Genomic DNA, 13,113 nt, shown 5'->3' with positions numbered 1-13,113 from the left:
GACAGGCCAATAAAAATAGCGGTCAACGCCCACGGGCCGTTGCCGACAACACTCAAGGAGTAGCTGCATCGTGACCACTTCATCTGCCAAGACGCTGAACCTGATCCCTGGCCAACTGACCCTGGCGCAGTTGCGCGCTATTTATCAGCAGCCCGTGGCCCTGACGCTCGACAGCAGCGCCGACCAGCAGATCGACGACAGCGTGGCCTGCGTCGAGCGCATTCTGGCCGAGAACCGCACCGCCTACGGCATCAACACCGGTTTTGGTCTGCTGGCCTCGACACGCATCGCCAGCGAAGACCTGGAAAACCTGCAACGGTCGCTGGTCCTGTCACACGCCGCCGGTGTCGGCCAGCCGATCAGCGACGAACTGGTGCGCCTGGTCATGGTGCTCAAGGTCAACAGCCTGAGCCGGGGCTTCTCGGGTATTCGCCGCGTGGTGATCGACGCGTTGATCGCGCTGATCAACGCCGAGGTCTATCCGCATATCCCGCTCAAGGGCTCGGTCGGCGCGTCCGGTGATCTCGCGCCGCTGGCTCACATGTCGCTGGTGCTGCTTGGCGAAGGCAAGGCGCGTTACAAGGGCGAATGGCTGAATGCGGTGGATGCACTAAGTGTTGCGGGCCTTGCGCCATTGACGCTGGCGGCCAAGGAAGGGCTGGCCTTGCTGAACGGTACGCAGGTGTCCACGGCCTACGCACTGCGCGGCTTGTTCGAGGGCGAAGACCTGTTCGCCGCAGCCTTGACCTGTGGCTCGCTCACCGTTGAAGCGGTGCTGGGCTCGCGCTCGCCATTCGATGCGCGTATTCATGCGGCGCGCGGCCAGCGGGGTCAGATCGACGCGGCCGCCTGTTACCGCGACCTGCTGGGCGAAAGCAGCCAGGTGTCTGAATCCCATCGCAACTGCGACAAGGTTCAGGACCCGTACTCCCTGCGCTGCCAGCCACAAGTCATGGGCGCGTGCCTGACCCAGCTGCGTCAGGCCGCCGAGGTGCTGGAAATCGAATCCAACGCGGTTTCCGATAACCCGCTGGTGTTTGCCGCTGAAAACGATGTGATCTCCGGCGGCAACTTCCACGCCGAGCCGGTCGCCATGGCGGCGGACAATCTCGCGTTGGCCATCGCAGAAATCGGTTCGCTGAGCGAACGCCGCATTTCGTTGATGATGGACAAGCACATGTCGCAGTTGCCGCCGTTTCTGGTGGCCAACGGTGGGGTCAATTCCGGCTTCATGATTGCCCAGGTCACGGCGGCCGCGCTGGCCAGCGAGAACAAGGCGCTGGCCCACCCGCACAGCGTCGACAGCCTGCCGACTTCCGCCAATCAGGAGGACCATGTGTCGATGGCGCCGGCCGCTGGCAAGCGGTTATGGGAAATGGCAGAAAACGTTCGCGGGATTCTTGCCGTAGAATGGCTGGCTGCGTGTCAGGGTCTGGACTTGCGTAACGGTCTCAAGACCTCTCCGAAACTGGAGCAAGCCCGGAGCCTGCTGCGCAGCAAGGTCCCGATGTATGACAAGGACCGCTTTTTCGCACCGGACATCGAAGCTGCCAGCCAGCTGTTGTCCTCCACTTGCCTGAACCCGTTGGTTCCTGCACGTCTGCTACCCAGTCTGTGATGCACCGCGAGCCTGGCAGGGCTCGCACAGGTGAATCGCTGCGGGAAGCCGAGCGCAGGCGTTCTCGCAGCTATTGCCTTACCCGTAATGAAATGGACCTGAAATGACGTCACAAGATGGTTTGAAACGTGGGCTATCCGCCCGCCACATTCGCTTCATGGCCCTGGGCTCTGCCATCGGCACAGGGTTGTTCTACGGCTCGGCTGCGGCCATCCAGCAGGCTGGCCCCGCTGTGTTGCTGGCGTACCTGATCGGCGGCGCGGCGGTGTTCATGGTCATGCGCGCACTGGGCGAAATGGCGGTACACGACCCGGTGGCCGGTTCGTTCAGCCACTACGCCACCCGCTACCTCGGCCCGCTGGCTGGCTTTGTACTGGGCTGGACCTATGCGTTCGAGATGATCATTGTCTGCCTGGCCGACGTGACGGCATTCGGCATCTACATGGGTTTCTGGTTTCCGGAAGTGCCGCGCTGGATCTGGGTGCTGGGCATCGTGTTCCTGATCGGCGCGCTCAACCTGTGCAATGTGAAAGTCTTCGGCGAAACCGAGTTCTGGCTGTCACTGCTCAAGGTCAGCGCCATTGTGGCGATGATCGTCGCAGGCTTCGGCATCATGCTGTTCGGCATCGGCACCTCGACCAGCGGCACTGACATAGGCATCAGCAACCTGTGGGAGCACGGCGGCTTCATGCCCAACGGCATTGGCGGCCTGATTGCCTCGCTGGCGGTGGTAATGTTCGCGTTCGGCGGCATCGAAATCATCGGCATCACGGCAGGCGAAGCAAAAGACCCGCAACGCAGCCTGCCGCAGGCAATCAACGCAGTGCCGCTGCGCATTCTGCTGTTCTATGTACTGACGCTGTTCGTGCTGATGTCCATTTACCCATGGCCACAGATCGGTACGCAGGGCAGCCCGTTCGTGCAGATTTTCGACAACCTGGGCATCGCGTCAGCAGCAACCATCCTCAACATCGTGGTGATCTCCGCCGCGGTCTCGGCCATCAACAGTGACATCTTCGGCGCAGGCCGCATGATGTACGGTCTGGCCCGCGACGGTCAGGCACCTGCAAGCTTTGCGCGCCTGTCGCGCCAGGGCGTGCCGTGGATGACCGTGCTGGTGATGGGCGTGACGTTGCTCGGCGGCGTGCTGCTCAACTACCTGATTCCGAAAAACGTATTCCTGCTGATCGCTTCGCTGGCGACCTTCGCCACGGTCTGGGTGTGGCTGATGATTTTGCTGACTCAGGTTGCGATGCGCCGCTCGATGAGCCGCGAAGAAGCTGCCCAACTGAAATTTGCAGTGCCGTTCTGGCCGTATGGTCCGGCGGCAGCCATCGTCTTCATGCTGTTTATTTTCGGCGTACTGGGCTACTTCCCGGACAACCGCGCAGCACTGATCGTCGGCGCCGTCTGGATTGTATTGCTGCTTGTCGCCTACCGTTTGTGGGTCAAGCCAAAGCTGCCCAAGACCATTCACTGACCTCGGAGGCCCGGGATGAAAACACTCTGGAAGAACTGTCACATCGCAAGCATGGCGCAAGGCAAGTACTCGATCATCGAAGATGCCGCCATCGTGACCTCTGGAGCACTCATCAAATGGATCGGGCCTCAGGCACATCTGACCGAGTCGGATTTTGACAGCCACGTGGACCTCTGCGGGGCGTGGGTTACGCCCGGTCTGATTGACTGCCACACGCACACAGTGTTCGGTGGCAACCGCAGCGGCGAATTCGAGCAGCGCCTGCAAGGCGTGAGCTACGCCGAGATCGCGGCGGCGGGCGGCGGCATCGCCAGCACCGTGCGCGCTACGCGTGCAGCAACTGAAGACGAGTTGTACGCCAGCGCCGAGCGTCGTCTGCGCCGCCTGCTTCAGGACGGTGTCACCACCGTCGAGATGAAGTCGGGCTATGGGCTGGATCTCGAAAACGAGCGCAAGATCCTGCGGGTCATCCGCCGTTTGGGCAACACCCAGCCGGTCACCGTACGCAGCACCTGTCTGGCGGCTCACGCGTTGCCACCGGAATACGCCGATCGCGCTGACGATTTCATCAACCACATCTGCCAGGACATGCTCCCGGCGCTGGCCGCCGAAGGGCTGGTGGATGCGGTGGACGCGTTCTGTGAATACCTGGCGTTTTCGCCAGAGCAGGTCGAGCAGGTCTTCATCACCGCAGGCCAGTTGGGGCTGCCGGTCAAGCTGCACGCCGAACAGCTGTCATCGCTGGGCGGCTCAAGCCTGGCGGCGCGCTACAAGGCACTGTCAGCGGACCATCTGGAGTTCATGACCGAAGACGATGCCATCGCCATGGCGGCGGCCGGAACAGTCGCAGTACTGCTGCCGGGCGCCTATTACTTCCTGCGCGAGACCCAATTGCCGCCGATGGACGCCCTGCGCCGTCACGGTGTGGCGATGGCCATTGCTACCGATCTGAACCCTGGCACCTCGCCCGGTCTGTCGTTGCGGCTGATGCTCAACATGGCTTGCACGCTATTTCGCATGACGCCCGAAGAAGCGCTGGCAGGGGTGACCTTCAATGCTGCAAAAGCCTTGGGCATGAGCGACACGCATGGCTCGCTGGAAGTCGGCAAGGTGGCGGACTTTGTCGCCTGGGATATCGAACGACCGGCTGACCTGGCGTACTGGCTGGGCGGCGATCTGGACAAACGCGTCGTGCGCCACGGCGTCGAATCATCGTTCTGAAGGGGAGAGAATTGTGGATAACGTTCTGACATTCACGCGCGGGCGTATCCCGCTGCTGATCAGCATGCCGCACGCGGGCTTGAAGCTGACGCCTGTCGTCGAAGCCGGGCTGGTCGACGAAGCACTGAGCCTGCCCGACACCGACTGGCACATCCCGCGTCTGTACGACTTCGCTGCCGAGCTGGGTGCCAGCACCCTTGCGGCCGAATATTCCCGATTCGTCATCGACCTCAACCGCCCGGCTGACGACACGCCCATGTATGCCGGAGCGACCACCGGCCTGTTCCCGTCGATCCTGTTTGACGGCGTGCCGCTGTTCAAGGAAGGCCAGACGCCGAGCTCGCAAGAGCGGGCGCGCTATCTGCAGCAGATCTGGACGCCCTATCATCAGACGCTCGAACAGGAACTGCAGCGCCTGCGTGACGAATTTGGCTACGCGCTGCTGTTCGATGCGCATTCGATTCGTGGCCATGTACCGCACCTGTTCGACGGTCGCCTGCCGGATTTCAATCTGGGAACGTTCAACGGCGCCAGTTGCGATGCCGAACTGGCCAGCAGGCTGGATCAGGTCTGCGCTGCGGCCAAACACTACAGCCACGTGCTGAACGGGCGCTTCAAAGGCGGCCACATCACTCGCCACTACGGCGATCCGGCCAACAATGTCCATGCCGTGCAGCTGGAACTGGCGCAAAGCACCTACATGGACGAATTCGCCCCGTTCCACTACCGCCCCGACCTCGCAGCCCCCACCCGCGAAGTGCTGAAGCCGCTGCTGGAAACCTTCATCGCCTGGGGAAAAGAACGGTTCGGCCGCTGAATATCGACATTATGGTGTCCGCCCGGTAGAAGTCAGCCGGGCGGAGTTCCGCTTGCTGACGAATAGGCCGGTGTGAGCACTGATCATTTCTTGAGCAGTCTCAGCCCGTTGAACACCACCAGCAGGCTCACGCCCATGTCGGCAAACACTGCCATCCACATGGTTGCCAGGCCTGCAAAGGTGATCCCTATGAACAGCACTTTGGTGACGATGGCCAGCACAATGTTCTGCCTGAGCACTTGCGAGGTGCGACGCGATAACTTGATGAATGCAGGGATCTTGCGCAGATCGTCGTCCATCAAGGCTACATCGGCCGTTTCGATAGCGGTGTCCGTACCCGCAGCCGCCATCGCGAAGCCGATCTCGGCCCGCGCCAGCGCCGGTGCGTCGTTGATGCCGTCACCGACCATGCCGACACGGTGGTTGCTGGCGTAAAGGCCTTCGATAGCAGCCAGCTTGTCGGCAGGCAACAGGTTGCCCTGCGCCTGATCAATCCCTACCTGATCTGCAATCGCCTTGGCCGTGTGTGGGTTGTCGCCCGTCAGCATCAGGGTCTTGATACCCAGTTCGTGCAGCTGAGCAATAGCCTCGCGGCTGCTTTCCTTGACCGTATCGGCAACGGCAAACAGCGCAATTGGCCCGGAGGCATTCAGCAACAGCACTACCGTCTTGCCCTGCATTTCCAGCGCGTCCAATCGTGCTTCCAGCTCTGGAGAGCAAAGCCCCAGCTCTTCGACCAGACGGTGATTGCCTAAATGGTACAACTGCCCGTTGATTTCGCCCTTCACGCCGCGCCCGCCCAGCGCTTCGAACAAAGCGACCTCATGCAGAGACAGCGACAGGTCCGCTGCCTTGGCAATGGCCTGGGACACTGGGTGATCGGAACGGCTGGCCAGACTGGCGGCAATCGTCGGCGCGCTGTCGGCCAACGCCATGTCGAGCGGCACGAAATCGGTCTGCACTGGCTTGCCGTGGGTCAGGGTGCCGGTTTTGTCGAGTGCCAGGTAATCGAGCTTTTCGCCCATCTCCAGGTACACGCCGCCCTTGATCAAAATACCCTTGCGCGCCGCTGCCGCCAGGCCGCTGACGATGGTCACGGGTGTGGAAATAACCAAGGCACACGGGCATGCGACCACCAGCAGCACCAGTGCGCGGTAGATCCAGTCGAACCACGCACCGCCGAAGAACAGCGGTGCGACCAGCGCGACAGCCAGTGCAACGATGAACACCACCGGGGTGTAAATGCGCGAGAAGCTGTCGACGAAGCGCTGAGTCGGCGCACGTGAACCTTGCGCGGCTTCGACCGCATGGATAATCCGCGCCAGTGTGGAATTGTTCGCCGCAGCGGTCACACGGTATTCCAAAGAACCGGCCTGATTGATCGTCCCGGCAAAGACCTTATCGCCGAGTGTCTTCTCGACCGGCAGGCTCTCACCCGTAATAGGCGCCTGATCAATGCTCGACTGCCCGGCCACCACTTCACCGTCCAGGCCAATACGCTCGCCGGGTTTTACGCGCACGATGGCGGCAATCTCGACACTTTTAGCTTCCAGCTCAAGCCAACTGCCGTCTGCTTGCTTGACGGTGGCCAATTCCGGCGTCAGCTGCATCAGCCCGCTGATAGCGTTGCGCGCGCGGTCCAGCGATTTGGCTTCGATCAGTTCGGCAATCGTGAACAGAAACATCACCATCGCTGCTTCAGGCCATTGGCCGATCAGAATTGCGCCGGTTACTGCGATGCTCATCAGGGCATTGATGTTGAGGTTGAAGTTCTTGAGCGCGATCCAGCCCTTCTTATAGGTCGACAGACCGCAGCTGAAGATCGACACCAGCGCCAGCAACGCAACGACCCAGGTCGGCCCCAGCGCAGCGAAATGCACAACTTCAGCGCCCAGCGCGGCAACACCGGACAACGCCAGCGGCCACCAATGTTTCTTCGGCACAGGTGCAGCTGCCGCTTCAGAAGCCGCGCCCTCTTCGATCGGCTCGGCCTGCATGCCCAGCGAGCCAATCGCATCGCGAATCGGATCGACCGACGGCAAGTCGTGCCAAACGCCGAGCACACGGTTGATCAGGTTGAATTCCAGTTTCTGCACGCCAGCCAGCTTGCCGAGCTTGTTCTGGATCAGTGTCTGTTCGGTCGGGCAGTCCATGGCTTCGATACGAAAGCTGCTCAAGCGGCTACTCGATGACTCCGAATCCTCTAGCGTGACCACTGAAGGCAATGCCTTGCTGGAGCAACAGCCTTTGGCGGGCTCCGCATGCTCGTGCTGGTCATTGCGCAGCGCAGGATCGTGCGCGCCATGGCTGTGTTCGTCATGATCGTGCCCGGAATGGTCATGCGTTCCGTGATCGTGTGGCTTGGACGTTTTGATAATGGGGCCCATCGTTGTGCTCCTGGGTTCTGCCTGTTGCCAAGTGAACACCCTGTAGCCACTATAGGGTCAAGTCCTTAAACGAGGTCCATGCGATGAAGATCGGCGAACTGGCAAAACTGACCGACACTCAGGTCGAAACCGTGCGTTATTACGAACGCGAAAACCTGCTGCCAGCCCCGGCGCGCAGTGATGGCAATTACCGGCTCTACACGCAGGCACACGTTGAGCGGCTGTCTTTCATCCGTAATTGCCGCAGCCTCGACATGACGCTGGAAGAGATTCGCAGCCTGCTGAGGCTGCGCGACAGCCCGCAGGATCAGTGCGAAAGCGTCAACGCCCTGATCGACGAACACATCGAGCACGTCAACGCCCGCGTGGCCAGCCTGCAAGCGCTTCAACAACAGTTACTGGACCTGCGACAGCGCTGCGGCAGTGGTGCAGCGGACCATTGCGCGATTCTCGAACGGCTCGAAGTGACCGGTGCCGTGGCATCGCCCGAAGGCGAGCCGTCACATGTAGGGCGCAGCCACAGCCACTGATGGGCGCAGCCTTGTCGATTGATGGTATACAGGAGCGGTAACAGCGTGCGCTCAGGGCTTGGGCACGTCTTCGATACTCTGTTCGGACTCTGGCGCAGAAGGCTCGGCAGGCAGCTCCGGTGTCAGGTCGAGAAGATCTGGGCCGTCATCTTCGATATCTTCGCCGCCCTCTTCAGGGGCGACTTCAGGCTCGACCACCAAGGGTGCGAGCAGACTGGGGTCGGTGACGCCAGTCAGTTTTTTGCGCAGGCGTTGCAGATCACCCACACTCAACTTCAACAGCTTGGCCGACTTGGTCTTGATCAGCGCCGTTACGCTGTCTTCTTCGCCCAATTTGGCCATCTGACCTGCCAGATTCATCGCCAGCACTTCGCGGGTATAGATGCCGGTGTTGTACTGGTAGACCGCAGCAATCAGCTCTCGTAATTCGAGCGGCAGACGCCACCGTGTACGCAGTGCAGAGCCAAAGGCAGCGGAATACTGCTCCAGCGATTGAGCGATGGCCTCTTCGGTCAGTTCACCACCCGCCAACAACCACTCCTGCAGGCAACCCAACACCGCTAGATCACCCAACGACTGCAGCAGCCCGGCGCAGAAACAGCGCTCGACATCCAGCTCGAGCATACCGGCGAGGATTCGGGCGTAATCGGCAGTTCGCTGCGACAGGGTCCAGAATTGGGCAGCCTTGGCCAGCAACGCATCGCTGGTCAACACGGCCATACGCTTTTTCGCCAGACCCGTGGCGATATTGCCTGCCTGCACCGGCCCCAGAATCGCCAAAGCGCCCGCCAGAGTCTGCACCGGTTTGCCCAAGTGCTGGGCAGCGCTGTTGGCGCCCGCAATCAAAACCGCCGTGATATGCGGATCGTTGCGCAGTTCCTGTTCCAGCAACGTGATATCCAGGCCCGAGGCGGTCTGGCTGAGCTTGAGCGCGGTCTCGACATCGACAAACAGCGGAGCGCCATCGGCAGTCTCGCGACGCTTGTCGAGAAACTTGGGCAACGTCAGGCCCGGCGTAAGCGCCGGGACGTCGCCCGGTGTCGACGCACGACGCCCCAACAGCAGGCCTTCCAGGCGCTGGCGCAAACCTTCAGTGTTCAAGGGTTTGGTCAGGTAGGCCGTTGGCGCGAGCGGCAACACTTCGCGAACACTGGCTGCATCGCTACGGTTGCTGATCAATATGAAGGGTATGGGCGGTTGGCGACGCAGGCTGCGTACGCCACGCAGCAGGCTCAGGCCATCGATAGCGGGCAATTCTCTTGCCGCTATGACCAGGTCCGGCAATTGCTTCTTCATCCATTCGACTGCCTGACGGCCGTCGGTGCACATCTCCAGTTCGACATCCGCACGCACACTCAGGACCAGATCGCTGAGTGTTTCGCGAACCCACGGATCAGACTCAGCAATCAAGACGCGAGGAACCGCGGGTAAAACGACAGCTGTCATCAGCACTCTCCGACATCGATGCCCCCACCTTAGCCAATGCATTCGTCGGTATATAGCCAAAACATGCAAATACCCCCTTCCAGACGAAAAAAAACCCGCCGAAACGGGTTTTTTCTGTCTGTTTGGTCACAAATTAATCAATCTGCGACCTGGCCATTTTTCAGGCGATTTCAGCGAAACACTCTTCGAGAATGGCCAGACCTTTGGTCAGCAACTCATCTTCTGCAGTCAGCGGGACCAGCACGCGCAACACGTTGCCGTACGTGCCGCAAGACAGCAGGATCAAGCCCTTGTCGCGTGCCTTGGCCACGATCTGAGCGACGGCAGCGGCGTTCGGCTTGTGCGAGTCGCCTTCTTCGAACAGCTCCAGAGCGATCATCGCACCAAGGGCACGCACTTCACCGATCACCGGGTGCTTGGCCTGAATCGCCTTCAAACCTGTGACCAGGCGCTCGCCGACCGACTTGCAGCGCTCTAGCAGGTTCTCTTCTTCGAAGATATCCAGAACCGCCAGTGCCGCCGCGCACGCCACCGGGCTACCGGCATACGTGCCGCCCAGACCACCCGGAGCGATGGCGTCCATGTACTCAGCCTTGCCGCAGACGCCCGCCAGCGGGAAACCGCCCGCGATGGACTTGGCAAATGTGGTCAGGTCAGCTGCAACGCCCATCTGCTCCATCGCAAAGAAAGTGCCGGTACGGCCAGCGCCGGTCTGCACTTCGTCCGCGATCAGCAGAATGCCGTGCTTGTCGCACAGCTCGCGCAGACGCTGCATGAACGCCTTCGGTGCCACATAGAAACCGCCCTCGCCCTGCACCGGCTCGATGATGATCGCGGCGATGTCCTTGGGCTCGGCGTCGTTCTTGAAGATGCGCTCGATGCTGGCGATGGAATCGTCAACGCTCACGCCATGCAGCTCGCACGGATACAGCGCGCGGAAGATGCCGCCCGGCATCAGGCCCATGCCTGCGGAGTACGGCACGACCTTGCCGGTAAGGCCCAAGGTCATCATGGTACGACCGTGGTAAGCGCCGGTGAACGCGATAACGCCCGCACGGCCGGTAGCAGCGCGCGCAACCTTGACGGCGTTTTCGACCGCTTCGGAACCGGTGGTCACCAGCAGGGTTTTCTTGTCGAAATCGCCCGGCACCTTGGCGTTGATTTTCTCGCACAGCTCAACGTAAGGCTCGTACGCCAGCACCTGGAAGCAGGTGTGGGTCAGCTTGGTCAGTTGCTCTTGCACGGCTGCGACGATTTTCGGGTGCAAGTGACCGGTGTTGAGTACCGCGATACCGCCAGCGAAGTCGATGAATTCACGGCCTTCCACGTCGGTAACGGTCGCGTTCTTCGCCGAAGCGGCAAAGATCGGGTGGATCTGACCAACGCCACGTGGGACGGCAGCATGGCGGCGTTGCATCAAGGAGTCGTTTGTCTTGCTCATGTATTCCTCATTCGCCGCTCATCGGTCGGCGTGGTTCAAGGATCAAGCGGCCTGGGTCAACTGCGTCAGCATACGATGATCGACTGCACAGCCTTCAAGCCACCAAGAAGTCTCGGTTACAACAAAAGCCGGTGACGCGTCGCTCTCGCGCGCCACCGGCTGCAATACCCATGTGTCGTCCGAACGGGTCAGACCGACAAGCAGAGGTATTTGATTTCCAGATAATCTTCGATGCCGTACTTGGAGCCTTCACGGCCCAGGCCCGACGACTTGATGCCACCAAACGGCGCCAGTTCGTTGGAGATCAGGCCGGTGTTGATACCCACCATGCCGTATTCCAGCGCTTCGGCCACACGGAAGACGCGGCTCATGTTCTGAGCATAGAAGTAGGATGCCAGACCGAACTCGGTATCGTTGGCCAGTGCGATCACTTCGGCTTCGTCCTTGAAGCGGAACAGCGGTGCCAGAGGACCAAAGGTTTCTTCGCGGGCCACTGCCGCATCCTTCGAAACGTTGACCAGAATGGTCGGCTCGAAGAACGAGCCCTCCAGGCTGTTGCCGCCTGTCAGCACGGTTGCGCCCTTGCTGACCGCGTCGGCGATGTGTTCCTTGACCTTGGCCACGGCCTTGTCGTCGATCAGCGGGCCAGTGGTGATGCCTTCTTCCAGACCATTACCGATCTTCAGCTTGCTGACCGCCACCTTGAGCTTCTCGGCGAACGCGTCGTACACCGCGTCCTGCACATAGATGCGGTTGGCACAAACACAGGTCTGACCGTTGTTGCGGTACTTGGAGATGATCGCGCCTTCCACAGCCTTGTCGAGGTCAGCGTCGTCGAACACGATGAAGGGTGCGTTGCCGCCGAGCTCCAGCGAAACTTTCTTGATGTCTTTGGCGCACTCGGCCATCAACTGACGACCGATTTCGGTCGAGCCGGTGAAGGACAGTTTGCGCACGATCGGGTTACCAGTCAGCTCGCTGCCGATATCACCCGCGCTGCCGGTGACGACGCTGAACACACCCGCCGGGATGCCCGCACGCTCGGCCAGCTCAGCCAGCGCCAGTGCCGAGTACGGCGTCTGCGAGGCCGGTTTGAGCACCATGGTGCAGCCCGCAGCCAGCGCAGGGCCGGCTTTACGAGTGATCATCGCCGCAGGGAAGTTCCACGGGGTAATGGCGGCGGTCACGCCAATCGGCTGCTTGAGCACGATCAGGCGCTTGTCCGGTTGGTGGCCCGGAATCACATCGCCGTAGACGCGCTTGGCTTCTTCAGCGAACCACTCAATAAAGGAAGCTGCGTAAGCAATCTCACCCTTGGCCTCGGCCAACGGCTTGCCCTGCTCCAGCGTCATCAGCAGACCCAGGTCGTCCTGGTTCTCGATCATCAGCTCGTACCAGCGACGCAGCTTGTTGCCACGCTCCTTGGCGGTCAGCGCACGCCAGGCCGGCAGCGCCTTGTCAGCCGCTTCAATCGCACGACGCGTCTCGGCCGCACCCATCTTTGGCACAGTACCGAGGATTTCATTGGTAGCAGGGTTGTTGACCTTGATCGACTGACCACCGTCCGCATCCAGCCACTGGCCGTTGATATAGGCTTGCTGGCGGAACAGTTTGGAATCTTTGAGCTGCATGTCGGCCTCCTAAACAGCACCGCACAAGGGCGGAGCGAACAATTGAATATCGATGCACCCCGTTTGGAAGCCATCGCCAGGAAAACATTCCATCCATCGATCCCGACAATGCGCCCTTATAAAGGCGGAGAACCGAGCACGAGCGTTTGAAATCTCAAACGAATCCTAGGCACTAAGGGGTTAAAGGACAATAGCCTGTTCGAAAAAAAGAACGGCATGGCGCTGACGGACAAGATTTGAACCGAGGCTGGCGCGATCAGACAACCCCGCCGTGTGAAATCGACAACAGCGCTCACCAGCATGGACGCCCGACCCTCAGATGCGTATCATGGCGCCCGCGTTGCACCAGTAGCTCAGCTGGATAGAGTACTGCCCTCCGAAGGCAGGGGTCGTGGGTTCGAATCCCGCCTGGTGCACCATATATCAGTCTAGACCTGTCTCAGACAGTCTACGAAATACCCTAAGAAGCCCGCCCTGTGCGGGTTTCCTTGTTTCTTACTGTCCATATCTGTTTACCCCTATATCTTCCAGCCGTCTATGCC

General features: G+C 60.7%; 9 protein-coding genes and 1 tRNA gene. 6 read left to right on the top strand and 4 right to left on the bottom strand.

The features are described from left to right. Positions 1-70: 70 nt before the first annotated feature. From hutH to hutG, 4 genes are all read left to right on the top strand, one after another. Entirely contained in the window at positions 71-1,618 is a 1,548-nt protein-coding gene (gene hutH / locus KDX37_RS01395) for a histidine ammonia-lyase (protein WP_231650834.1), read from the top strand. Positions 1,619-1,721: 103 nt separating this feature from the next. Then, a complete protein-coding gene (locus KDX37_RS01390; RefSeq protein WP_231650833.1) occupies positions 1,722-3,098 on the top strand; it encodes an amino acid permease in 1,377 nt (458 codons plus the stop codon). 15 nt (positions 3,099-3,113) lie between these two features. Further along, a complete protein-coding gene (gene hutI, locus KDX37_RS01385) occupies positions 3,114-4,319 on the top strand; it encodes an imidazolonepropionase (RefSeq protein WP_231650832.1) in 1,206 nt (401 codons plus the stop codon). Between the two features lie 13 nt (positions 4,320-4,332). Next, positions 4,333-5,136 (top strand): N-formylglutamate deformylase, encoded by an 804-nt coding sequence (gene hutG / locus KDX37_RS01380; protein WP_231650831.1) that lies wholly within the window; start codon positions 4,333-4,335, stop codon positions 5,134-5,136. Positions 5,137-5,219: 83 nt separating this feature from the next. Here hutG and KDX37_RS01375 read toward each other — a convergent pair whose 3' ends face one another. Further along, positions 5,220-7,523 (bottom strand): heavy metal translocating P-type ATPase, encoded by a 2,304-nt coding sequence (locus KDX37_RS01375; protein WP_231650829.1) that lies wholly within the window; start codon positions 7,521-7,523, stop codon positions 5,220-5,222. An 83-nt stretch (positions 7,524-7,606) separates the two neighbouring features. On the opposite strand from KDX37_RS01375, the gene cadR reads away from it, so the two are divergent. Further along, positions 7,607-8,053 carry a Cd(II)/Pb(II)-responsive transcriptional regulator gene (gene cadR, locus KDX37_RS01370; RefSeq protein ID WP_231650828.1) on the top strand — a complete coding sequence of 149 codons (447 nt, stop codon included), beginning with the start codon at positions 7,607-7,609 and terminating at the stop codon, positions 8,051-8,053. A gap of 51 nt (positions 8,054-8,104) precedes the next feature. On the opposite strand, the gene KDX37_RS01365 is transcribed toward cadR, so the two are convergent. The 3 genes from KDX37_RS01365 to gabD form a co-directional block, all read right to left on the bottom strand. Further along, positions 8,105-9,499 carry a response regulator gene (locus KDX37_RS01365; RefSeq protein WP_231650827.1) on the bottom strand — a complete coding sequence of 465 codons (1,395 nt, stop codon included), beginning with the start codon at positions 9,497-9,499 and terminating at the stop codon, positions 8,105-8,107. A gap of 160 nt (positions 9,500-9,659) precedes the next feature. After that, entirely contained in the window at positions 9,660-10,940 is a 1,281-nt protein-coding gene (gabT, locus tag KDX37_RS01360; RefSeq protein WP_231650826.1) for a 4-aminobutyrate--2-oxoglutarate transaminase, read from the bottom strand. A 188-nt stretch (positions 10,941-11,128) separates the two neighbouring features. Next, positions 11,129-12,571 (bottom strand): NADP-dependent succinate-semialdehyde dehydrogenase, encoded by a 1,443-nt coding sequence (gabD, locus tag KDX37_RS01355; protein WP_231650825.1) that lies wholly within the window; start codon positions 12,569-12,571, stop codon positions 11,129-11,131. A gap of 342 nt (positions 12,572-12,913) precedes the next feature. Here gabD and KDX37_RS01350 point away from each other — a divergent pair. Beyond that, a tRNA-Arg gene (locus KDX37_RS01350) sits at positions 12,914-12,990 on the top strand. The last annotated feature ends 123 nt before the right edge of the window (positions 12,991-13,113 follow it).

Origin of the sequence: Pseudomonas californiensis (assembly GCF_021147775.1) — a bacterium.
Classification (GTDB): domain Bacteria; phylum Pseudomonadota; class Gammaproteobacteria; order Pseudomonadales; family Pseudomonadaceae; genus Aquipseudomonas; species Aquipseudomonas californiensis.
This window is presented reverse-complemented; position numbering and strand designations above follow the sequence as displayed.